We start from the raw sequence: 23,489 nt of genomic DNA on the forward strand, positions 1-23,489 counted from the left end.
AAATGAATGAGCCATTAAAGTACTTTATTGAAAGCAATACACCACAAATTGAAGAGATGATGTTTGCACTTGTTGAACAAATTGATGCACCAGCAGATTTAAAGGAATCTATGCTTTATTCATTAAAGGCAGGGGGTAAACGAATTCGTCCGCTTTTTGTGTTAGCGGTACTAGAGCTTTACCGTGAAAATCTTCAGGACGGTTTGATTGTCGGTTCGGTTATTGAAATCATTCACACATATTCTTTAATCCATGATGATCTACCAAGCATGGATAATGATGATTTTAGAAGAGGCAAGCCAACAAATCATAAAGTTTATGGAGAAGCGCTGGCTACGCTTGCTGGTGATGCATTAAACACACTGGCATTTGGCATTTTAGCACGCATGGATATCTCTGCTGAAAAGCGTATTGAGCTTGTCCAGTTGCTAAGCGTTGCAGCAGGTGCAGAAGGCATGGTTGGTGGTCAAGTACTAGATATGGAAGGGGAGCAACGTCAGCTTAATTTAGCTGAATTGGAACAAGTCCATGTCAATAAAACAGGTGCTTTATTGCGTTTTAGTATTGAAGCGGGAGCCGTACTTGCAGATGTATCAGCACAAGACCGTGCTACATTGAAAGAATATGCGCACCATATTGGTTTAGCTTTCCAAATTCAAGACGATATTTTAGATATTGAGGGAACGACTGAAGAACTAGGAAAAACAGCTGGAAAAGATGTCGCTAGTGATAAAAGCACTTATCCAGCACTCTTAACCCTAGAGGGAGCAAAAGAAAAGCTTGCTGAGCATTATCAACATGCCATTAACGCACTCGATCAATTACCAATAGATGTCAGCCTATTACGTGACTTTGCTGCTTATATAGTTCATCGTAAAAACTAAGAGAAAATCAAGGCGTTGAAGGAAAAGAATATGCTAGAATAGGTGGGAACGTTTGCAATATGTAAACAATGAAGTGCTCGTACTTTTAGCATATTGATAACACTGCTATAATGGTGGAAACACAATTGCGGTGAATATTTTATTGAAAAGGTGTGTGAGAAAGGTGGATTTAAATAAAATAACTAGTCCATCCTTTTTAAAAAACTTAAATAAGAAGGAGCTTGAGCAGCTTGCCCAAGAAATTCGTACCTTCTTAATCGAAAAATGTTCTGTCACAGGTGGGCATATCGGGCCGAATTTAGGCGTAGTTGAGTTAACGATGATGCTGCATAAAATGTTTGACAGTCCTAAAGATAAGTTTTTGTGGGATGTTGGCCACCAAGCTTACGTGCATAAAATTTTAACAGGTCGTGCGAGTCAATTTGACACACTACGTCAGTTCAAAGGGCTTTGTGGATTTCCGAAGCGCGTGGAGAGTGAACATGATGAGTGGGAAACAGGTCATAGCTCGACATCTTTATCAGCAGCCATGGGTATGGCAGCAGCACGTGATATAAAAAAAGAAAACAACTTTGTTATCCCTATTATTGGTGATGGGGCTTTAACAGGTGGTATGGCACTTGAGGCATTAAATCATATTGGCCATGCAAAAACAAATATGATTGTCATCCTCAATGATAATGAAATGTCGATTGCCCCAAATGTTGGCGCATTACACAATGTTTTAGGTCGTCTACGTACAGCCAAGGAGTACTCAAAAGCCAAGGAAGAGCTGGAATCACTTATTAATAAGATTCCTGTATTAGGTGGAAAGCTTGCCTCTACTGTTGAACGCGTAAAGGATAGCTTAAAATATTTAGTAGTATCTGGAGTGTTTTTTGAGGAGCTAGGTTTTAAATATCTTGGTCCAATTGATGGACATGATTTTGAAGCGCTTGAAATGACATTATCACATGCGAAAAAAGTAAAAGGGCCAGTCCTTGTTCATGTTATTACGAAAAAAGGAAAGGGCTATAAACCAGCCGAGGATGATACAATTGGGAATTGGCATGGAACAGGTCCTTATAAAATTGAAAATGGTGCATTTGTGAAGTCTGAGACTACTGGACCAGCTTGGAGTAGTTTAATTGCTGAGACGGTTCGTAAAATTGCTCATGAAAATGAGCGAGTGGTAACGATTACACCTGCCATGCCTGTAGGTTCAAAGCTACAAGGTATTCAAAAGGACTTCCCAAATCGTTTCTTTGATGTAGGGATTGCGGAGCAACATGCGGCAACGATGGCTGCAGGATTAGCTACGCAAAAGATGAAGCCATTTTTAGCGATTTATTCTACCTTCCTGCAACGTGCATATGACCAAGTATTGCATGATATTGCTCGCCCGAATTTAAATGTCTTTATTGGTATAGATCGGGCTGGTTTAGTGGGAGCAGATGGGGAAACACATCAAGGTGTATTTGATATTGCTTTCCTTCGTCATATTCCAAACATGACAATTATGATGCCAAAGGATGAGAATGAAGGGCAACATATGGTAAAAACAGCAATTGATTATGATGGTGGTCCAATTGCACTTCGTTATCCACGTGGTAATGGAATTGGTGTGCCATTAGATGATGAGCTTATAGCTTTACCAATTGGTAGCTGGGAAGTTTTACGTGAGGGGAAAGATGCATCTATTTTGACATTTGGAACAACGATTCCAATGGCAATGGCTGCTGCTGAAATGCTTGCGCAACAAGGAATCGATATTGAAGTGGTCAATGCACGCTTTATCAAACCGATGGATGAGGATATGCTACACCGTATATTATCTAGTCAAAAACCGATTTTAACAATTGAAGAAGCTGTTCTACAAGGTGGATTTGGTAGTGGTGTATTAGAGTTTGCTCATGACCACGGCTATTTAAATGCGCTAGTTGATCGAATGGGCATCCCAGATCAATATATTGAGCATGGTAACGTAGATCAGCTACTCGCAGAAATTCATATGACAGCAGAAGATACGGTTGCACGTATGCATGTATTACTTCAACAAAAACAGCAAGTGGGTTTGAATAAATAATGACAAAACAACCAAAAGAACGTGTAGATATTTTACTTGTAGAGCGTGGACTATGTGAAACAAGAGAAAAAGCAAAACGGTCCATTATGGCAGGCCTTGTCTTTTCAAATGAAATACGAATTGATAAGGCAGGCGAGAAAATTGCCGTCGATGCACCGCTACAAGTAAAGGGCTCAGATTTAAAATATGTGAGTCGTGGAGGCCTTAAATTAGAAAAGGCGCTACAAATTTTTGATATGTCTGTAGAAGGGAAGCTAATGCTTGACATTGGCTCCTCTACAGGTGGCTTTACAGATTGTGCCTTACAACATGGTGCAAGACATTGCTATGCACTAGATGTTGGCTCGAACCAATTAGCATGGAAAATTCGCTCTGATGAACGAGTGACAGTAATGGAGAAAACGAATTTTCGCTATACAACGGCAGCCGATTTATCAGAAGGTTTACCTGATTTTGCAACAATCGATGTTAGCTTTATTTCATTATCACTGATTTTACCAGTATTAAAAACATTATTGCTGCCAGGTGGGGATGTTATGGCATTGGTGAAACCTCAGTTTGAAGCTGGGAAAGATAAAGTAGGTAAAAAAGGAATCGTTCGTGATAAAAAAGTACATTTAGAAGTTTTGGAAAAAACGGCTGCAATGGCAACTGAGGTTGGTTTTGTAGTAAAAGATGCTTCATTCTCTCCAATCACAGGTGGAGAAGGAAATATTGAATTTTTATTCCATTTAGTGAATCCTATTGGACAAGAAGTGCTACCTGCATATACAGCTTTTAATGCACTCGTTGAAGAAGCGCATAATTCATTAAAATAACACGTGCTCGCTTATAGAGCCGTGTTTTTTCTTGTGCTTTTTTGTTGAAAATGGTAGTGTGATTATACACATATACAATTATTTATAAGAGGTGATTTCGTTGAATAAGGGACAACGACATATACGGATTCGGGATATTATCGCCAATCATGAAATTGAAACACAAGATGATTTAGTCGATTTTTTAAAAGAAGCAGGCTATAATGTGACACAAGCTACAGTATCACGAGATATTAAAGAGCTTCATTTAGTAAAAGTACCATTACAGGATGGGCGTTATAAATATAGCCTACCCGCAGATCAACGTTTCAATCCAGTCCAAAAATTACATCGTGCATTAGCCGATGCTTTTGTAAGTATTGATGGGGCATCACATTTTTTAGTCATGAAAGCTCTTCCTGGGAATGCGAATGCCATTGCTTCCCTACTTGACCATTTAGATTGGCCGGAAATTTTAGGTACAATTTCTGGAGATGATACCATTTTAATTATTTGTCGAAATGAAAATGAGCGTGAAAATACAAAAAATCGTTTGTTAGACATGCTATAAAAAATGGTTAATTTGATTTAGAGGTGACAATTTGTGTTAAGAGAGCTTAGTATTCGAAACTTTGCCATCATTGAGGATTTGACTGTCAGCTTTTTAGAAGGCTTAACAGTTCTCACTGGGGAAACAGGTGCCGGAAAATCTATTATCATTGATGCGGTGCATTTACTTGCAGGAGGACGAGGCAACACTGAATTTATTCGTCATGGCGCAAGAAAAGCAGAATTGGGTGGCTTATTTCAAATTTCGAGTTCAGTTCATCCTGTTCTGAAAAAGTTAGAAGAAGCAGGCATTGAAATAGAAGAAGATACAATTATTTTACGTCGTGATTTGAATGATACCGGTAAAAGTATTTGCCGAGTGAATGGTAAGCTCGTGCCTTTGTCGGTACTAAGAGACATTGGGGCAAGTCTCATAGATATTCATGGCCAACATGAAAATCAAGAGCTAATGGATGAAAAGCAGCACATCAATTTGCTTGATCAATTTGCAGAAGAAGAGCTGTCGCCGATTCAAAAAAACTATCGCGCTCAATATGATGAATACCGTTTGCTCAAAAAAGACTTAGCTTCTATATCCATTGATGAGCAGTTGATGGCACAACGTATCGATTTGTATCAATTTCAAATTAAAGAGTTGGACGAAGCTAATTTAAAGTTAGGTGAGGAAGACGAACTTCTAGACGAACGCCGTCGTCTGATGAATTTTAATAAAATTTTTGAACGTTCTAGTGCAGCCTATGAAGCCATTCAGGGCGAAACGAAAGGGCTTGATTGGATCGGAACAGCAATGGGTGCTTTAGAAGATGCTGCAACGGTTGATGAACAATTTAAAGAATCATCTGAGGCAGTGACAACTGCGTTTTATGCATTACAGGATGCAGCCTATCAGGTCAAAAATGTGTTAGATGAATTGGAATTTGACCCTGCACGTTTAAACGAGGTTGAGCAGCGTTTAGCGTTGTTGCAAACTTTAAAACGCAAATATGGAACGACAGTGGAAGAGATTTTGGCTTATTATGAAAAAATTAAAAACGAGTTAAATGAGCTGTTGAATCGTGATGAGATTTTGCAGGTGAAAGAACGACGTGTATTAGAGATGGAAGCTGTACTCAATGAGCTGGCTAGTGAACTTTCAACTGTACGTAAAGCTGCAGCTCAACAATTGAGTGAAGCAATTATGGCAGAGCTACGTGAATTACATATGGAAAAAGCAAAATTTATTGTCAATTTCGATGAATTACCCTATTTTGATGCCAATGGGAAAGATCAAATTATCTTCTACATTTCCACAAACGTTGGGGAACCACCAAAGTCTTTACCGAAAATTGCATCAGGTGGAGAATTATCACGAATGATGCTTGCGTTGAAAACCATTTTCTCTTCCTCCAATGGAATTACTTCCATTATCTTTGATGAGGTGGATACAGGTGTCAGTGGTCGTGTTGCGCAGGCAATTGCAGAGAAAATTGCCGCGATTTCTGTTAATTCTCAAGTTTTATGTATTTCACATTTACCTCAAGTTGCAGCGATGGCTGATCATCATTACTTCATTAAAAAAGAAGTCGAGCATGATCGAACGTTTACTTCCTTATCAGAAATTAATCAAGATGCTCGAATAGAGGAAGTTAGCCGTATGATGTCTGGAACGGAAATTACAGCGTTAACACTACAGCATGCCACGGAGCTTTTAAAAATGGCAGATGAACGAAAAAAACAAATGCGTTAACCATTATTCCAGAAACAGTTTCAGCTGTTTCTGGCTTTTTTCATTTTGCGCAAATATTTACCGCTTATAAGAACGTCACAACAACACATAGTAAAAAGACAAAAATGAAAAGGAGGTGTCGTATGAATCGTCATTGGCGTCAATTAGTCATTTTGCCTATGCTCATCTTTTTATTAGTGTTGCCTATACAAGCTTTAGCCGCCAAAAAGCTTATACCAATGGGCGAAGCAATTGGAATTCAACTTCAATTGTCCCATGTATTTGTCGCACACGATGTACTGTTAGCTTCCAATCAGTGGATGAAAGGAGGCGCTGTTATTGAAAAAATAAACGATATACCAGTAAAATCTCTTGCTGATGCCAAGCAGGCTGTGGCAAAAGATGGCCAACAGACATGGACGATCAATAGTGAAGGCCAACAAATTACATTGGAATTACAAAACCAAGAAGCAGAGCATGTCATTTCCTTTTTAAAAGATGAAACAGATGGAGTAGGAACACTGACTTATATTGATCCAGAGACAAAAAATTACGGTGCACTAGGTCATCAAATTGTCGATTCAACCCTACAAGAAGCCCCTGTTTTTAGAGCTGGCTCCATTTTTTTAGCTTCTATTCAGCAAATCCGAAAAAGCACACCAGGCCAACCTGGCTATAAAATTTCCTCCATTGAAAAGCATCAAGAACGTCTAGGTAGTATAGATAAAAATACTATTTATGGTATTTTTGGCCGCTGGGAAGACGGTTATCAACAAAGATTACCCAAAGCGATAGAAATTATGCATGAAAAAGATATAAAAACGGGGAAAGCTGAAATCTATACAGCCATTGAAGGCAGTAAGGTGGAAACCTTTTCAATAGAAATTACCAAAGTGGAAAATGAACGCCTTGAATTTATAGTATCTGACGAGAAGCTCATTGAAAAAACAGGTGGCATTTTGCAGGGAATGAGTGGCAGTCCTATTATCCAAGACGGTCGTTTTGTCGGTGCTGTGACACATATGTTTGTGGAGGAGCCGAAAAAGGTGCAGCGCTAACAGTAGCGGAAATGTTAAGAAGGTCTTCATAAAAAGGTATGAAAGGTAAAAATCCGTTTAATTTTCCCCAGGCAGGACAAAAGCCGCGGGAAACTACACGGATTTTTTACCCTTATTTCATCGAATCCAACATGTATTTCCGATAATTTCCTGAAGAAGGCATGATATTTAAAAAAACTGTAGTTTTATCTACTAAATTTATCTAAAATAAGTTATAAGAGCATTCGACAAGTCGCGTCATTTAGCGTAACTTGTCGATATTAAAAGAAAGTATCGGACTACATACTCATTTTTGGAAATAGAAAAGGTTTTTAAAACAAAAATGTCGAAAATTCCACAGTGTGCCAAAAACGGCATTTAGGGGTTTAGGTTATCGCTTTGAGGTGTTCAAAGCAAGTCCAGAAGGAGGAATTGAAATGACAAAGGTAAAAGTAGCGATTGCAGATGATAATCGTGAGTTATTAAAAACAATGGAGCAGTATTTTCAAGGACATGCCGAAATAGAAATTATTGCAACTGCTTCAAATGGAAAAGTATGTCTACAAATGCTTGAGGAATTTACACCAGATATTTTACTTCTAGATATAATAATGCCTCATCTTGACGGTTTAGCTGTATTAGAGTCCATGTATCAAAATGAGAAAATGTCATCAATTCAAGTCATTATGCTAACGGCTTTTGGCCAAGAGGATGTCATGAAACAGGCGGTGGATTTAGGAGCTTCTTATTTCATGCTAAAGCCCTTTGAATTCGACCAATTGGTACAAAAGATTTTACATTGTGCTGGACAGAAGGCGACACTTCCGAAAAAGACAAGCGTATTACAACCAACAGTACCTCAAAAATTAAATCAGCATCAATTAGACAGTACGATTACAGCCATCATCAAAGAAATCGGTGTACCTGCACATATTAAGGGCTACTCCTATTTGCGTGAAGCCATTCAAATGGTCTTTGAGGATATTGAATTATTAGGATCTGTGACAAAAATTTTATATCCAGAAATCGCTAAAAAATTTAATACGACACCATCCCGCGTGGAACGTGCGATTCGTCACGCCATAGAGGTAGCCTGGAATCGTGGCAATTATGAATCCATTTCGTCAATGTTTGGCTATACAGTCCATCACTTGAAATCCAAACCAACAAATAGCGAATTCATCGCCATGATCGCAGACAAAATTCGTATTGATATGATGGCTAGCTAGTACCGATATATATCATTAACATATACAGCAATTATACTTCGCATAGTATAGCGCCTTTTTAAATCTATAGTTTAAAGGGGCGCTTTTTTTGTTACTTGAACAAATACTGTGGAAATTTCTGTGGCTGACCTTTAATATTGAAATCGTTAAAAGAACGTTAAATCAGCTAAAAAACACGATATATACATGTATAGTGGATTTAACGTCATATTCTAAAGATGAAGAGTAAAATCATTTGAGACCTTTCTACAAACTTATAGTAGGTGATTACAATAAAAAGTATAAATTTTCAATTAGAGGGAATGAATTCGCTCGAAATCACACAGATAACAGAAGAGCTATTTGAGGTGCGTTTAGCTTTCGATGGTAAAATAAGTATGCAATATATGAATCGACAGCAATTGATACAACTAGGTTCTACTTTCCGAATTGAAAGGAATATCAATACACTGTTAGGTAAAAAGACCTATTTAGACCTATAGTTTAGTGGGAAGCACCCCTTTGATACCTGTACTTGGAAGATGATATATTCAAAATAGCTGATGGAATTACTTTGAATTTATCGGTAATTTTAATAAAAAAACTCAAAAACAAACAATTTATTAGTACTAAATATCTATAATCTTTTAGGGTAAATAAAATATTGTCTTATATTTTAATGATTAAGTGGTACTATTTTCTTTCTCGGTAGTGACAATGGTCTCTAAACAAATGTAAGTGGATTGTATATACTTACATATAGAGGGAAGGAGGAGGTAGCTTGATTCTAGTTCGAAATGAAAACTTCGAAATTTCTGAGGAAAATGGCAAGGTATTTATGCTTACTTTTAGCGCAGGTTTCCCATTAAAAGAATTTGATAGCATCCTACGTAGTCATCCACGACTGAAATTATCTAATTTTTCAATTTTAAAAAATGTGTTATCAACCCAGAATACCAATCCTGTTGAAATTGGACGCTGGCTTCCGAACATTGAAGCAGAAGTGGCACGTGATAAGATGTCAGCCTCTGTTTTTATATATGAAACGCATGATTATATTCAAAATAATAAAGAAAAATTAACACAACAAATTCGAGAAACACTCAATGAAAATGGAATTATACATGGCATATTAGATTTTGATATATTGAAGGCTGAACCAGGAAAAGCATTCTTAATTGCTCAAGGTGAGCAACCTATAGCAGGAATAGATGCACAAATTACATACTTACCTAAACCCGAGAGAAAGCCAGTCATTCGTGAAGACGGTAAAGCGGATTACTATGATATGAATTTTATTTCAGAAATTTCAGAAGGCTCTTGGCTAGGTGAAAAGATTCCTGCTACATTAGGTAAACCAGGGAAAAATGTGCTAGGTCAAGAAGTTGCTGCTGTACCTGGACGAGATTATCCTATCAAATATGATACAAAATCTGCCTATGAAGTGGAAGAAGACGGAAAAATCGTCATTCGCTCGAAAATTGCTGGCGTTTTAGATGATGTCAAAGGCATGATTGGTGTAAACAGGCACCTTCCTATAAATGGTGATGTAGGAGTAGAAACAGGTAACCTTGAATTTAATGGTTCACTTAGTATTAAAGGTACAGTAACAAATGGCTATACAGTTATTGCGACTGGCGATATTTCCATTGAAGGGGCTGAGGGTGTAAGCGGTGCCAAGCTTATTAAATCCATTGAGGGTGATGTATATATTCGTGGGGGCATCTTTGGGCTTGGTTCAACAGTGGTAGAAGCAGGTGGTAATATATTTGTAAAACATGTAAATGAAGCAAATTTATTTGCAGCTAATAGTATTCATATTGGTTTTTACGCACTAGGTTCACAACTTTCTGCTCATTCAATATATGTGGATGAACGAAAAGGTAAAATTATTGGGGGACGTGCAGTAGCTAAAAATACGATTGTTACGGCCATTTCAGGAAACCGATTAGAGCGTCGAACAGATTTAATAATAGAAAGTATTAATAAGCAGGAAAATAACACCGTGATGCAGGAAAAAGCAGCACAGCTAAAACAATTGCAAACAGAGATTTCAGCACACGAGAATAGCATGAAAAATTTATTACCTTTTCTCAATCAAATGTCCAAAGAACAATCAGCGTCATTTGAGGTAACAAAACAAGCCTTAACTAAATTAAAGGCTGAAGCGATTACATTAGATCGTGAAATAAAACTATTAATGGATGAAATGCGTCATGTAGGGAAAGAAGAGATTATTGTGACAAAAGAGGCGCACCCTGGAACTTATATTCAAATTGGTAGAAAATCATCTTTATTAAGCAAAATGACGAATGGTAAATTCCTACTAGAATTTGGTGAGTTAAATGTCTAAGGCAGCTTTTATCCCTGTTTTTGCACATCGAGGTGCTTCTGCTTATGCATTAGAGAATACCTTTCAAGCTTTTGAAAAGGCATTAGAGCTAGGTGCTGATGGGATTGAACTAGATATTCAATTCTCAAAAGATGGATTACCTGTAGTGTATCATGATCCACAATTATCGAGGTTAGTAGGCACCAATAAATTGGTGAGTGATTGTACGATGGAGGAGCTTCTGCGCTTTAAACTTGGCAAGCCTTGGAGACGTCTATTTTCGTCCTATAAAATGCCAGCGTTTGAGGCAGTTTTAGCATGGGCAAATATACAGCAGATGCCGTTGAATATTGAATTAAAATCAACGATATTGGACAATAAGAGTGGGCTAATTCATTTTCTTGGAGGCTTGGCTCTGCCAAAAGGTAGTCATTTTTCATCCTTTCACTATGAGCTTTTAGAGATCGTAAAAAAGCATAGACCTGAATTTGAAACGGCCCTTATTGCTACGAAAAAAATAAAATGGGATCTTCTAGCTGATTATAAAGCGGCTGATAGTGTGCATATGCATAAAAGGTACTACAAACCAAGCTATTTGGAGGCCTGTGTTACAAGTGAAAAAGCATGTCGTTTTTATGCTATTGATGGCACGGAACCATTTTTAACTAATCCGCACCCTTCTGTTATTGGTTGGATTACGGATTATCCTGATAAAGTTATCACATCTCAGCAGCGGGTATAAAAAGAGCTATCCAGTAAGTCTTGCATGACTTATTTGGATAGCTTTTTTTATTTTTTTTGGAAGCGTGGTGCTACTTTTCCGTTTTTTCGATCGCGATGCAGTAAAAATCCAGCGAAAAACCCAAAGCCTATGACGAAGAAAATGACACCAACTACAAATTGCAACCATAAAAATGGGAATGGTGAAATGAGCTTACCAAATAATGTATCACGCATAAATTTAATGCCACCTGCAGCCATAAGACCTGGAATAAGCATTACAATAAATGCAGCTAAACGGGCCATGTATACCCCTCCTTATTCCTATGATTAATTTTACCTGTGGATGGGGGAATGTCAAGGAAGGGTATAAACCAATATAATATTTTTAGCTAAAAACGTGACAGGACAGAAAGTAGCGATTGTAACTGAATGTTTAGAAAATTCTTACTTAAATAAGAATATGTAATAATAGTTGCGAAATTGTGAATTTGTCAGTATTGTAAAAATAAGTGGAGCAATATTATCCATTACTAAACAATTTCTTCTTTAAGTATTAGGGTCTAAACACCTACTACCGAATAGGAGCTCAGAATTTGCTGAGTGAGGACGCTATGAAGATTAGATTGTTAGATAAAACTTGATTGGATGGGCATTTGGGGATGCACTTTCCAAAGCAAAGGGGCGAGTTTCATGGAAATCTTCAAGTATATGGAAAAGTATGATTACGAACAATTGGTATTTTGCCAAGATGAAGCATCAGGGTTAAAAGCGGTTATCGCTATCCATGATACAACACTTGGACCAGCACTAGGTGGAGCACGTATGTGGACGTATGCGTCGGAAGAAAATGCAATTGAAGATGCATTACGTTTAGCACGAGGAATGACTTACAAAAATGCTGCAGCTGGTTTAAACCTTGGCGGTGGAAAAACGGTCATTATTGGTGACCCATTTAAAGATAAAAACGAAGAGATGTTCCGTGCGTTAGGTCGTTTCATTCAAGGATTAAATGGCCGCTATATTACAGCTGAAGATGTAGGTACAACGGTATCAGATATGGATTTAATCCATGAAGAAACAAATTATGTAACAGGAATTTCTCCTGCATTCGGTTCTTCAGGTAACCCATCTCCAGTAACAGCATATGGTGTTTACCGTGGTATGAAGGCAGCTGCAAAAGAAGCATTCGGTTCAGACTCACTAGAAGGATTAAAAGTTTCTGTACAGGGTCTAGGAAATGTAGCCTACAAGCTTTGCGAGTATTTACATAATGAAGGGGCAAAACTTGTTGTAACAGATATCAATCAGGCAGCTATTGATCGAGTTGTTAATGACTTCGACGCGATAGCAGTGGCACCAGATGAAATCTATGCGCAAGAAGTAGATATCTTCTCACCTTGTGCATTAGGGGCAATTTTAAATGATGAAACAATTCCGCAATTAAAAGCGAAAGTGATTGCTGGATCTGCAAATAACCAATTAAAAGATTCACGTCATGGAGACTACCTACATGAATTAGGTATCGTCTATGCACCAGATTATGTAATCAATGCTGGTGGCGTTATTAACGTTGCGGATGAATTATATGGCTATAATCGTGAACGTGCAATGAAACGCGTTGATGGCATCTATGAGAGTATTGAAAAAATCTTTGCTATTTCAAAACGAGATGGCATTCCAACATATGTGGCAGCGAACCGCTTAGCTGAGGAACGTATCGCTCGCGTAGCAAAATCGCGCAGCCAATTTTTAAAAAATGAAAAAAATATTTTACACGGTCGCTAATTTAGACAGTTGATACATGAAGAGAAGTCGCATTGTCGACTTCTTCTATTTTCAACAAGAAATTAGGGCTTTAATGAAGTAAAGCTAAAGTTTTTCTAAAGCACTGACTGTTAAAAAAATCACTTGGTTATTGTTTAATAGAATCCTTTAGCACTTTTCTCAATAGGGGGAATAAACATGGCTCAAAATTATGATGTTGTCATTTTAGGTGGAGGTACAGGTGGATATGTTGCAGCCATCCGAGCTGCTCAGCTAGGCTTAAAAACAGCCATTGTAGAGCGTGAGCGTTTAGGAGGTACATGCTTGCATAAAGGCTGTATTCCAAGTAAAGCGTTACTCCGAAGTGCCGAAGTATATCGTATGGCTAATAAAACAGCTAGCGAATATGGTGTCGATATTGAAGGTGTAACATTACAATTTGACAAAGTTCAAGCTAGGAAACAAGCAATCGTTGAGCAATTAAGCCAAGGTGTGAATACACTGATGAAAAAAGGCAAAATAGATGTTTATCATGGTACAGGGCGAATTTTGGGTCCATCTATTTTCTCACCTATGCCTGGTACAATATCTGTAGAAATGTCCAATGGCGATGAAAATGAAATGCTTGTGCCTACGAATGTTGTCATTGCAACGGGCTCAAAGCCTCGTGGTATGGCAGGGTTAACGATAGATGGGCAATATGTGCTGAATTCAGACCACGCATTACAGTTAGAAAGTTTACCAAAGTCACTACTAATCGTTGGTGGTGGTGTTATTGGAATTGAGTGGGCATCTATGCTATGCGATTTTGGTGTATATGTAACAGTAGTAGAATATGGTCCATCCATTTTACCAGCTGAAGATGCGGACATCGTTAAAGAAGTGACGAAACAACTTGAGAAACGAGGCGTTCGTATTGTTACGAATGCTCGCTTAGATACAAATACATTCAAAATTGAAAATGATAACGTTTTCATTTCTGCGCAAGTGAATGAAAAAGAAGAAGTTTTTGAGGCTGATAAACTATTACTTTGTGTAGGACGTGAGGCGAATACGCAAGGTATTGGTCTAGAAAATACAGAGATTGAAGTGGAAAATGGCTTTATTAAAGTGAATGGTTCCTATCAAACGAAAGAGTCTCATATGTATGCCATAGGAGATGTGATTGGTGGCTTACAATTAGCGCATGTTGCTTCTCATGAAGGGCTTTCAGCTATTGAGCATATAGCAACAGGGAAAACCGAGACATTGGATGCACTAAAAGTACCGAAATGTGTTTATTCCTATCCAGAAGTTGCTAGCATTGGATTAACAGAAAGTGCTGCTAAAGAACAAGGATTTTCATTAAAGATTGGTAAATTCCCGTTTAAGGCCATTGGTAAAGCATTAGTAAATGGAGAGACAGAAGGCTTTGTCAAAATTATCGCTGATGAAGAAACAGATGATATTTTGGGTATTCATATGGTAGGGCCTCATGTAACAGATTTAATTGGTGAAGCATCCTTAGCAAAAGTGTTAGATGCAACACCATGGGAAATTAGTCAAGCAATTCATCCACATCCATCCTTAAATGAGGTGTTAGTGGAATCTGCTCTAGCAGTGGATGATCGCGCTATCCATTTTTAATTTTCTGAATTTCATAACTAACATATCCAAATGTGGGGATATAGGATAAGATAGTTATTTCTCTATAATACGAAAGGGGTGTTCGTATGCAAGATGTTCAAATCAAACATGAAGATTTAGGTTTGTCAAATGAAGATGTACTTGCTATGTTCGAAACAATGTTAATGGCCAGAAGACTAGATGAGCGTATGTGGTTGTTAAACCGTTCTGGTAAAATTCCGTTTGTGATTTCCTGTCAAGGTCAAGAGGCGGCACAGGTTGGAGCAGCCTTTGCACTGGATAAAAGTAAGGATTATATTGCACCTTATTATCGTGATATGGGTGTTGTTTTACATTTTGGTATGACACCAAGAGAACTGATGCTATCTGCGTTTGCTAAAGCAGAAGATCCAAACTCTGGTGGCCGTCAAATGCCAGGCCACTTTGGTCAAAAGAAAAATCGTATTTTAACAGGTTCATCTCCTGTTACGACTCAAGTTCCACACGCAGTGGGCGTTGCACTTGCAGGACGTCTACAAAATGAAGATTTTGTTTCTTTCGTTACGCTTGGTGAAGGTTCATCCAACCAAGGAGACTTCCATGAAGGAGCGAACTTTGCAGGTGTGCATAAGCTACCAGTCATTATTATGGTAGAAAACAATCAATATGCGATTTCTGTGCCAGTAGAGCGTCAACTAGGCTGTGCAAAAGTATCTGATCGTGGGATTGGCTATGGAATGCCAGGAGTGACCGTGGATGGGAAAAATCCGTTACAAGTGTATAAAGTGGTGAAAGAGGCTGCAGATCGTGCACGTAATGGGGAAGGTCCAAGCTTAATCGAAACAGTCACTTATCGTTTAACAGCCCATTCTTCAGATGATGATGACCGTCAATACCGTACGGCTGAAGATATTGCAGAAGGCAAAGCAAAGGATCCAATTGTATTATTTGAAAAGTATTTAATGGATACTGGCGTGATGACTGACGCGATACGTACTGAAATCGAAGAGCGTGTTATGGCAGAAGTAAATGAAGCAACTGATTATGCTGAAGCGGCTCCATATGCACAACCAGAGCATGCACTTAAATATGTTTATGCACCAGTGGACGGAGGTGACATGTAATGGCAGTAATGTCTTATATTGATGCGATTACATTAGCAATGAAAGAAGAGATGGAACGTGACGAACGAGTTTTCATTTTAGGAGAGGACGTTGGTCGTAAAGGTGGTGTATTCAAAGCCACTACTGGGCTATACGATCAATTTGGTGAATACCGCGTGCTTGATACACCGCTTGCAGAAAGTGCAATAGCTGGTGTGGGTATCGGTGCTGCGATGTACGGTATGCGTCCGATTGCTGAAATGCAATTTGCTGATTTTATTATGCCAGCTGTCAATCAAATCGTCTCAGAGGCAGCCAAAATTCGTTACCGTTCTAATAATGACTGGACTTGTCCAATGGTCATCCGCGCACCTTTTGGCGGAGGTATTCACGGGGCACTTTATCATTCACAATCCGTTGAAGCACTTTTTGCTGGTACACCTGGTTTGAAAATTGTCATTCCATCAACACCGTATGATGCAAAAGGCTTATTGAAAGCTGCTATTCGTGATGAAGATCCAGTATTATTTTTCGAACATAAACGTGCCTATCGTTTAATTAAAGGGGAAGTACCACTAGATGATTACACATTGCCAATTGGTAAAGCAGATGTAAAACGTGAAGGAGATGACGTGACAGTCATTACCTATGGTTTAGCAGTCCACTTTGCTTTACAAGCGGCAGAACGCCTAGCTGCGGATGGTATTTCCGCTCATATCCTTGACTTGCGTACAGTTTACCCTCTGGATAAAGAAGCGATTATTGAGGCTGCAAGTAAGACAGGTAAAGTATTGCTTGTCACAGAGGATAATAAAGAAGGTAGTATCATGAGTGAGGTTGCTGCAATTATTGCAGAACATTGTTTATTTGAGCTTGATGCACCAATTCAACGTCTAGCGGGACCTGATGTGCCAGCCATGCCATATGCACCAACGATGGAGAAATATTTTATGATTAATCCTGATAAAGTGGAACGTGCTATGCGAGAACTTGCTGCGTTCTAATAGATTACAACAAGGCTGAATGAAAAAATAAAAGCCTCAGACGGAACAACAGATTTTGACTTTGCACATATGAAAGTCAAAATCTGTCTAAATGCCTGTCTACGTTTAATGTTTTTAGCGCTGCATCAGGTACAATGACGCCTAGGCTTAATTGATGGGAGGAATAAAAGATGTCGGTTCAAAATATTACAATGCCACAGCTCGGCGAAAGTGTAACAGAAGGTACAATTGAAAAATGGCTTGTAAAGCCTGGAGATACAGTTAAAAAGTATGATCCATTAGCAGAGGTTGTTACAGATAAAGTAAATGCTGAAATCCCGTCATCATTTGAAGGGATTATCACGGAGCTTCTTGCGCAAGAAGGTCAGACATTACCAGTTGGAGCAGTCGTTTGCTCGATTGAAATAGCGGGAGAAGGTGAATTACCAGCACCGCCACCTGAAAAAAAATCAACGGTAAGTACGGCTATTTTAAATGCAGGTGTTCAAAAGAAACAGGAGGCACCACAGCAGGTAGCAGCTCCAGTATCTGCACCAAAAGAGGCACGTACGGGTAAAGTACGTTATTCACCAGCTGTTCTTCGACTTGCACAGGAGCATGATATAGCTTTAGACCTTGTAACAGGTACTGGCGAGGGTGGTCGTATTACACGAAAAGACCTGTTAAAGCTCATTGAAACAGGTAATATCCCAACGGCAAATGATGTAGCACAAGCAGCTCCAACCGTTCAAACGACATCAGCACCTACAGCAGCTTCTGCATCACAGCAACAAGTGGAAAAAGCAGCTGCACCTGTACAACCTATTCATCCAGGAGATATCGAAATTCCAGTGACGAAGATCCGTCGTGCCATTGCGAATAATATGGTGAAAAGTGTACATGAAGCGCCGCATGCTTGGATGATGATGGAAGTGGATGTAACAGATTTAGTGACTTATCGTGATAGCTTAAAGAATGAATTTAAGCAAAAAGAAGGCTTTAATCTTACATATTTCGCCTTCTTTGTAAAAGCGGTTGCTCAAGCTTTAAAAGAATTCCCAATGCTGAATTCGATGTGGGCGGAAGATAAAATCATTCAAAAACATGACATCAATATTTCGATTGCAGTAGCAACGGATGATGCCTTATTTGTACCTGTTATAAAACACGCAGATGAAAAATCCATTAAAGGAATTGCGAAAGAAATCAATGAACTGGCTATCAAAGTTCGTACAGGAAAATTAGCAATGGATGACATTACTGGTGGTACATTTACAGTGAATAATACAGGTGCATTTGGCTCTGTTCAATCAATGGGCATCATCAATTACCCACAAGCAGCGATTCTACAAGTGGAAAGTATTGTAAAAAAACCTGTTGTTTTACCAGGTGGAATGTTTGCTGCACGTGATATTGTGAATTTATGTTTATCATTAGATCATCGTGTGCTTGATGGACTTGTCTGTGGTAAATTCCTAAATAGAGTAAAAGAAATACTCGAAAATACAAATAAATCTTCAACGTCAGTCTACTGATGACTTGTCGGAAACCTGCTGTATAAGGGTTTCCGATTTTTTTTATGCTTTTCGAGTCGCAATTTGTCATGTAGAATAACAAATAGAAACTACTAAGGGGGGAAGCTGATTAAGCGTCCGCATGTCAAACAACATGAAAAATATTGAATTTGAAATACCAGCCTATTCAGACTGGCAAGATGCAGCAATCAAAGCTTTAAAAGGGAAACCATTTGAGTCACTATTCACAAAAACAAATGAAGGTGTTACACTACAGCCGCTTTACACGCAAGAAAGTTTAGTAGCTAAGCTTGGAGAAGAGCTTGATTTACAAGTTGCCACAATCCGTTCCCTACAAAATGATCAAGTATTTCAGGTGGCACAACAAATTCACGCTGATTCAAGCGAAGCTTTTTTTGCACAGCTTGAGGATAGCCTAGCTCGAGGCAATGAAGTTATTTCGTTTGATAGCCGAGTGAGCTTTGCTTGGACAGAAGAAGTATTGGTCAAATTAGCATCATATTTCTCAGAATATTCGTTTAAAATTACTATTGAAAATTCAAAAGACCCATTATTAGCAGTATTCGACAACATTCCAGTAGATCAACAAGAAGCCATTAAAGGTTACATTATTTCAAAAGACCCTATCACTTTGACTGCATTTCCGAACGTGCGCTCAGTCAGTGCAGACACAACGGTTTATCATAATGAAGGTGCTAACGCTGTACAAGAATTAGCCTATGCACTTGCATTAGCAGCCAAATTTGCAGAACAAGAAGAAAGCTTTGAAGCGTTCTCGAAGAAATTCTTTGTATCATTTGCCATTGATACACAATTCTTTACGGAGATTGCAAAGCTACGTGCTTTTAAAGTACTTTGGAAAGCGTTCTCATCCGCTTATGGCGTAACAGATCATATCAAAATCCCTACTGTTGCTGAAACATCATTAAGAAGCTTTTCTAAATTAGATGTGTATGTAAATTTATTACGCTCTTCAAATGAAGCGCTTTCTGGTTTAATCGGTGGTGCTGATCTCTTTACGGTTCATCCACATGACGTGTTAACAAAGCCTACTGATCAATCCATTCGTATCGCTCGTAATGTATCATTAATTTTAAGAGAAGAAACAAATGTCTTAAAAGTAAAAGATCCAGCAGGGGGCTCTTACTTTATCGAGTCGTTAACAGCAGATTTTGTGAAAGAAGCATGGGCACTATTTTTAGACATCCAGGCAGCTGGCGGTATCGATGAATATACAGCCTCTGGCAAGCTTGCAGAAGAAGTGGAAGCATCCTATCAAAAACGCATCAAAGCTGCCCAAACACGTAAGCAATCATTAATTGGAACGAATATTTATGCTAATCCAGCTGATATTCTTGAACAGGATACAAATCCATTATTTGCTGATATTAAGCGTATCGCTGCTCCATTTGAGGACTTACGTGCAGACATGACAGCAGCAGATGTAAAAACAGGTATTTTAGCATTAGGATCATTAAAAAGCTCTAAACCACGCGCAGATTTTGTAGCGGGCTTCTTAAACACAGTTGGTCTTGTACCAGAAAAAAGTGAGCCAGTGACAACTGTAGAAGAGGCAGTAGCTTGGCTGAAGGCGACAGAGGCTAAGTATGTAGTGATTGCAGGCAATGATGATGATACAAAAGCATTTGTATCGGCCATTTTAGCTGAAAAACCAGCGAATGTGCTTGTAGATGTAGCGGGCAAATTTAAAGACGAAGAAGAAGCATGGTTAGCAAATGGCTTAAACGGCTTTATTTTCGCAGGACAAAACATCATTGAAAAATTACAGTCCGTGTTTGCGAGCATGAAGGAGGTCCAACGATGAGCAAGCCAAATTTTAATGCAGTAGAAATAGAAAAGGTTTTAACAGCTGAAGCACCTCAAGCGTCTGAAGATAAGTTCATGACAAATGAGGGGATTGAAATTAAAGATATTTACACAAAAGAAGATATTAAAGAGGCTAAACATCTAAATGATGTGGCAGGGATTGCACCCAACACACGTGGACCATACCCTACTATGTATGTAGCACGTCCATGGACGGTTCGGCAATACGCTGGTTTCTCAACTGCTGAAGAATCCAATGCCTTTTACAAACGAAATTTGGCCATGGGACAAAAAGGTCTTTCTGTCGCGTTTGATTTAGCAACACACCGAGGCTATGACTCTGATCATCCACGTGTAACAGGGGACGTAGGAAAAGCTGGGGTTGCGATTGACTCAGTTGAGGATATGAAAATCCTTTTCGATCAAATCCCGTTAGACCAAATGTCTGTTTCAATGACAATGAATGGTGCCGTATTACCCGTCCTTGCATTCTATATTGTAGCAGCAGAAGAACAAGGGGTAACGCCAGATCAATTAGCAGGTACCATTCAAAATGATATTTTAAAAGAATACATGGTGCGTAATACATATATTTACCCACCAGCTATGTCAATGAAAATCATTGCAGATATTTTTGAATATACAGCGAAGTATATGCCAAAATTTAACTCTATTTCAATTTCGGGTTACCATATTCAAGAAGCAGGCGCAACAAATGACATTGAGCTTGCCTATACATTAGCAGATGGCTTGGAGTATGTACGAACAGGATTAAAAGCAGGCATTGATATTGATGCATTTGCACCTCGCCTATCGTTCTTCTGGGCAATTGGTATGAACTATTACATGGAAGTTGCTAAAATGCGTGCAGCACGTCGTATTTGGGCACAAATGATGTCTACGTTTAACCCGAAAAATCCAAAGACATTAGCATTACGTACGCACTCCCAAACATCTGGCTGGTCATTAACTGAGCAAGATCCATTTAACAATGTTGCACGTACTTTAATCGAAGCAAATGCCTCTTCGATGGGACATACGCAATCCCTTCATACAAATGCATTAGATGAAGCGATTGCACTTCCAACAGATTTCTCAGCACGTATCGCGCGTAATACACAGTTATTTTTACAAGAGGAAACAGCGATGACAAAAGTCATTGACCCTTGGGGTGGTTCGTACTACGTAGAGAAATTAACAGAAGAAATTACGAAATCTGCTTGGGCGTTAATCGAAGAAATTGAAGCGCTTGGTGGTATGGCTAAAGCGATTGAAACGGGACTTCCAAAAATGAAGGTTGAGGAAGCCGCAGCAAAACGTCAAGCGAAAATTGATTCTAAAACAGAAACGATTGTTGGCGTGAATAAGTATCGCTTAGCAAAAGAAGAGCCAATTGATATTTTAGATATCGATAATACCATTGTTCGTCAAAAACAAATTGAACGTTTAGAAGCGATGAAGGCAGCTCGTGATGAAGCGGAAGTTCAAAAACATTTAGCTCGCTTAACAAAGGCTGCTCAAGATGGAGAAGAAAACCTGCTAGCGGTAGCAGTGGATGCAGCGCGCGCTCGTGCTTCTTTAGGTGAAATATCTGATGCAATTGAAGCAGTTTCTGGTCGTCATAAAGCGGTCATTCGTTCGATCTCTGGTGTTTACTCTGCAAACTTCTCTGATGAGGAGCAAATTGCGGAAGTGAAACAAATGACAGAAGAATTCCTTGAAAATGAAGGTCGTCGTCCGCGTATTTTAGTTGCTAAAATGGGACAAGATGGACATGATCGTGGTGCAAAGGTTGTCGCAACTGGTTATGCAGATTTAGGCTTTGACGTAGATATTTCTCCATTATTTATGACGCCTGCTGAGGCTGCTCAAATGGCTGTTGAAAATGATGTTCATGTTATTGGTGTGTCTTCACTAGCAGCAGGACATAAAACATTAGTGCCTGAATTGATAGCTGAGCTTGAAAAACTAGGTCGTGAAGATATTATCATTATTGTGGGTGGTGTTATACCAGCACAAGATTATGATTTCCTTTATAATGCTGGTGCAGTAGCCATTTTCGGACCAGGTACAGTGATTCCTGTATCCGCACAAAAAATTATTGAAGAAATCTACAAACGTTTAGGCTATGAGGAAGTGTCTGAATAATGGACAAAAATAAAGGAATGGAAGAAAGTGCGCTATTTGTCATGGACGGAGTAGAGGCGACTCACGACGGGATGCAATATGGTACACCCAAAAAGTTCCGAAAGAAAAAGGCAGACACTCTAAATGTAGGAGAGCTTGCACAACAAGTACGTGCGGGCTCTCGCACACATTTATCAAAAGCCATTACCCTCATTGAAAGTTCAAACGCTACCCATAAAGTACAGGCACAAGAACTATTGCAGGAGCTTCTTCCACATACAGGCAATAGTATCCGAATTGGCATAACAGGTGTGCCTGGGGCAGGAAAAAGCTCATTCATAGAGGCTTTCGGTACTATGCTTTGTGATATGGGGAAACGAGTTGCTGTTCTTGCCATTGATCCAAGTTCTTCTCTATCGGGAGGAAGTATACTTGGCGATAAAACGCGTATGGAAGAGCTCGTTAAGAAGCCTAGTGCATTTGTGCGTCCATCGCCATCGGCAGGTACCCTAGGGGGTGTTCACAAAAAGACACGAGAAACCATGTTAGTTTGTGAGGCAGCAGGCTATGATGTGATTTTAATTGAAACAGTGGGTGTTGGACAAAGTGAAACCTATGTCCGTGGCATGGTTGACTTCTTCCTGCTTCTTGTTTTAACAGGAGCGGGGGATGAATTGCAGGGCATGAAAAAAGGCATTATGGAATTAGCAGATGCAATTGTCGTGCATAAGGCGGATGGTGATAATGTACGTCTAGCTAAAAAAACGGTTGCAGAGTACAAACAAATTTTGCACTTTTTACAGCCTGCTACACCTGGTTGGATGTCAACTGCCATGCCTGTTAGTTCACTAGAAAATCGAGGACTTGATAAGGTTTGGGAAACAATTGGGGAATTCAAGCAAATCGTAGAAGCAAATCACTATTGGGCTACTCGACGCCAGCAACAAACAAAAGAGTGGTTCCAATCGATGATTACCGATCATTTAATAGATCTCTTTTATGGAAACCCGCAACGTAAAGCACAAGTACAACAGCTTGAACGTCAAATTTTAAGTGGACAGTTGACAGTTACACAAGGTGTGGATCGTTTATTTAGCGAGGAGCAGGAAGACAAGTAAACGAGTCTTATTGAAATCGTAGTAATTTCAACTGAAATGTGTTGAGCAAGTAGGTGCACAAATTGCTTGCAAACTGCTATGATAAGAGATGGATAAGCGTCAAAAA

General features: G+C 39.0%; 19 protein-coding genes. 18 read left to right on the plus strand and 1 reads right to left on the minus strand.

All coding sequences use genetic code 11. The annotated features are described in order from the left end of the window. Window positions 1-2: 2 nt before the first annotated feature. From HXV90_RS01395 to HXV90_RS01440, 10 genes are all read left to right on the plus strand, one after another. Window positions 3-884, plus strand: a complete 882-nt coding sequence (locus HXV90_RS01395) for a polyprenyl synthetase family protein (RefSeq protein WP_269898196.1) — start codon at window positions 3-5, stop codon at window positions 882-884. A 163-nt stretch (window positions 885-1,047) separates the two neighbouring features. Beyond that, window positions 1,048-2,949 carry a 1-deoxy-D-xylulose-5-phosphate synthase gene (gene dxs, locus HXV90_RS01400; RefSeq protein ID WP_048392297.1) on the plus strand — a complete coding sequence of 634 codons (1,902 nt, stop codon included), beginning with the start codon at window positions 1,048-1,050 and terminating at the stop codon, window positions 2,947-2,949. Beyond that, window positions 2,949-3,767, plus strand: a complete 819-nt coding sequence (locus tag HXV90_RS01405; protein WP_004231167.1) for a TlyA family RNA methyltransferase — start codon at window positions 2,949-2,951, stop codon at window positions 3,765-3,767. The genes dxs and HXV90_RS01405 overlap by 1 nt, the downstream gene beginning before the upstream one ends. Before the next feature lie 100 nt (window positions 3,768-3,867). Further along, window positions 3,868-4,317 (plus strand): transcriptional regulator AhrC/ArgR, encoded by a 450-nt coding sequence (ahrC, locus tag HXV90_RS01410; protein ID WP_004231170.1) that lies wholly within the window; start codon window positions 3,868-3,870, stop codon window positions 4,315-4,317. A 33-nt stretch (window positions 4,318-4,350) separates the two neighbouring features. Continuing rightward, window positions 4,351-6,042, plus strand: coding sequence for a DNA repair protein RecN (gene recN / locus HXV90_RS01415; protein ID WP_269898197.1), 1,692 nt, complete (start codon window positions 4,351-4,353; stop codon window positions 6,040-6,042). Window positions 6,043-6,164: 122 nt separating this feature from the next. Beyond that, window positions 6,165-7,079, plus strand: a complete 915-nt coding sequence (locus tag HXV90_RS01420) for a SpoIVB peptidase S55 domain-containing protein (RefSeq protein ID WP_269898198.1) — start codon at window positions 6,165-6,167, stop codon at window positions 7,077-7,079. A gap of 416 nt (window positions 7,080-7,495) precedes the next feature. After that, entirely contained in the window at window positions 7,496-8,287 is a 792-nt protein-coding gene (gene spo0A / locus HXV90_RS01425; RefSeq protein WP_016993890.1) for a sporulation transcription factor Spo0A, read from the plus strand. A 302-nt stretch (window positions 8,288-8,589) separates the two neighbouring features. Beyond that, window positions 8,590-8,769, plus strand: coding sequence for a hypothetical protein (locus HXV90_RS01430; protein ID WP_269898199.1), 180 nt, complete (start codon window positions 8,590-8,592; stop codon window positions 8,767-8,769). 278 nt (window positions 8,770-9,047) lie between these two features. Next, on the plus strand, window positions 9,048-10,619 hold the full coding sequence (locus HXV90_RS01435; protein WP_048392301.1) for a flagellar assembly protein A: 1,572 nt from the start codon (window positions 9,048-9,050) through the stop codon (window positions 10,617-10,619). Further along, the gene (locus HXV90_RS01440; RefSeq protein ID WP_269898200.1) at window positions 10,612-11,340 is read left to right on the plus strand and encodes a glycerophosphodiester phosphodiesterase; all 729 of its coding nucleotides are present in this window, start codon (window positions 10,612-10,614) and stop codon (window positions 11,338-11,340) included. Before HXV90_RS01435 ends, HXV90_RS01440 begins: the two co-directional genes overlap by 8 nt. A 47-nt stretch (window positions 11,341-11,387) precedes the next feature. Here HXV90_RS01440 and HXV90_RS01445 read toward each other — a convergent pair whose 3' ends face one another. Next, window positions 11,388-11,624 carry a DUF2627 domain-containing protein gene (locus tag HXV90_RS01445; RefSeq protein WP_004231186.1) on the minus strand — a complete coding sequence of 79 codons (237 nt, stop codon included), beginning with the start codon at window positions 11,622-11,624 and terminating at the stop codon, window positions 11,388-11,390. 387 nt (window positions 11,625-12,011) lie between these two features. On the opposite strand from HXV90_RS01445, the gene HXV90_RS01450 reads away from it, so the two are divergent. The 8 genes from HXV90_RS01450 (at window position 12,012) to meaB (ending at window position 23,383) form a co-directional block, all read left to right on the plus strand. After that, complete coding sequence (locus HXV90_RS01450; protein WP_269898201.1) at window positions 12,012-13,106, plus strand: Leu/Phe/Val dehydrogenase; 1,095 nt, start codon at window positions 12,012-12,014, stop codon at window positions 13,104-13,106. Window positions 13,107-13,283: 177 nt separating this feature from the next. After that, window positions 13,284-14,711 (plus strand): dihydrolipoyl dehydrogenase, encoded by a 1,428-nt coding sequence (gene lpdA / locus HXV90_RS01455; protein ID WP_054549169.1) that lies wholly within the window; start codon window positions 13,284-13,286, stop codon window positions 14,709-14,711. Between the two features lie 86 nt (window positions 14,712-14,797). Further along, the gene (locus HXV90_RS01460; RefSeq protein WP_048392305.1) at window positions 14,798-15,814 is read left to right on the plus strand and encodes a thiamine pyrophosphate-dependent dehydrogenase E1 component subunit alpha; all 1,017 of its coding nucleotides are present in this window, start codon (window positions 14,798-14,800) and stop codon (window positions 15,812-15,814) included. Further along, the gene (locus tag HXV90_RS01465) at window positions 15,814-16,797 is read left to right on the plus strand and encodes an alpha-ketoacid dehydrogenase subunit beta (RefSeq protein ID WP_016993882.1); all 984 of its coding nucleotides are present in this window, start codon (window positions 15,814-15,816) and stop codon (window positions 16,795-16,797) included. The genes HXV90_RS01460 and HXV90_RS01465 overlap by 1 nt, the downstream gene beginning before the upstream one ends. 170 nt (window positions 16,798-16,967) lie before the next feature. Further along, a complete protein-coding gene (locus HXV90_RS01470) occupies window positions 16,968-18,311 on the plus strand; it encodes a dihydrolipoamide acetyltransferase family protein (protein WP_054549171.1) in 1,344 nt (447 codons plus the stop codon). A gap of 121 nt (window positions 18,312-18,432) precedes the next feature. Continuing rightward, window positions 18,433-20,136 (plus strand): methylmalonyl-CoA mutase family protein, encoded by a 1,704-nt coding sequence (locus HXV90_RS01475; RefSeq protein WP_269898202.1) that lies wholly within the window; start codon window positions 18,433-18,435, stop codon window positions 20,134-20,136. Then, window positions 20,133-22,286 (plus strand): methylmalonyl-CoA mutase, encoded by a 2,154-nt coding sequence (gene scpA, locus HXV90_RS01480; protein ID WP_004231201.1) that lies wholly within the window; start codon window positions 20,133-20,135, stop codon window positions 22,284-22,286. The genes HXV90_RS01475 and scpA overlap by 4 nt, the downstream gene beginning before the upstream one ends. Then, window positions 22,286-23,383 (plus strand): methylmalonyl Co-A mutase-associated GTPase MeaB, encoded by a 1,098-nt coding sequence (gene meaB, locus HXV90_RS01485; RefSeq protein WP_048392309.1) that lies wholly within the window; start codon window positions 22,286-22,288, stop codon window positions 23,381-23,383. The genes scpA and meaB overlap by 1 nt, the downstream gene beginning before the upstream one ends. Window positions 23,384-23,489 lie beyond the last annotated feature (106 nt).

This window comes from Lysinibacillus sp. JK80 (assembly GCF_027557635.1).
In the GTDB taxonomy this organism is placed as follows: Bacteria; Bacillota; Bacilli; order Bacillales_A; family Planococcaceae; genus Lysinibacillus; species Lysinibacillus capsici.

Excerpts from the sequence above, each read along its gene's own strand:
- HXV90_RS01395 (WP_269898196.1), top strand. The coding sequence starts at position 3 with ATGAATGAGCCATTAAAGTACTTTATTGAAAGCAATACACCACAAATT.
- HXV90_RS01405 (WP_004231167.1), top strand. The coding sequence starts at position 2,949 with ATGACAAAACAACCAAAAGAACGTGTAGATATTTTACTTGTAGAGCGT.
- HXV90_RS01420 (WP_269898198.1), top strand. The coding sequence starts at position 6,165 with ATGAATCGTCATTGGCGTCAATTAGTCATTTTGCCTATGCTCATCTTT.
- spo0A (WP_016993890.1), top strand. The coding sequence starts at position 7,496 with ATGACAAAGGTAAAAGTAGCGATTGCAGATGATAATCGTGAGTTATTA.
- HXV90_RS01430 (WP_269898199.1), top strand. The coding sequence starts at position 8,590 with ATGAATTCGCTCGAAATCACACAGATAACAGAAGAGCTATTTGAGGTG.
- HXV90_RS01440 (WP_269898200.1), top strand. The coding sequence starts at position 10,612 with ATGTCTAAGGCAGCTTTTATCCCTGTTTTTGCACATCGAGGTGCTTCT.
- HXV90_RS01445 (WP_004231186.1), bottom strand. The coding sequence starts at position 11,624 with ATGGCCCGTTTAGCTGCATTTATTGTAATGCTTATTCCAGGTCTTATG.
- HXV90_RS01450 (WP_269898201.1), top strand. The coding sequence starts at position 12,012 with ATGGAAATCTTCAAGTATATGGAAAAGTATGATTACGAACAATTGGTA.
- lpdA (WP_054549169.1), top strand. The coding sequence starts at position 13,284 with ATGGCTCAAAATTATGATGTTGTCATTTTAGGTGGAGGTACAGGTGGA.
- HXV90_RS01460 (WP_048392305.1), top strand. The coding sequence starts at position 14,798 with ATGCAAGATGTTCAAATCAAACATGAAGATTTAGGTTTGTCAAATGAA.
- HXV90_RS01465 (WP_016993882.1), top strand. The coding sequence starts at position 15,814 with ATGGCAGTAATGTCTTATATTGATGCGATTACATTAGCAATGAAAGAA.
- HXV90_RS01470 (WP_054549171.1), top strand. The coding sequence starts at position 16,968 with ATGTCGGTTCAAAATATTACAATGCCACAGCTCGGCGAAAGTGTAACA.
- HXV90_RS01475 (WP_269898202.1), top strand. The coding sequence starts at position 18,433 with ATGTCAAACAACATGAAAAATATTGAATTTGAAATACCAGCCTATTCA.
- scpA (WP_004231201.1), top strand. The coding sequence starts at position 20,133 with ATGAGCAAGCCAAATTTTAATGCAGTAGAAATAGAAAAGGTTTTAACA.
- meaB (WP_048392309.1), top strand. The coding sequence starts at position 22,286 with ATGGACAAAAATAAAGGAATGGAAGAAAGTGCGCTATTTGTCATGGAC.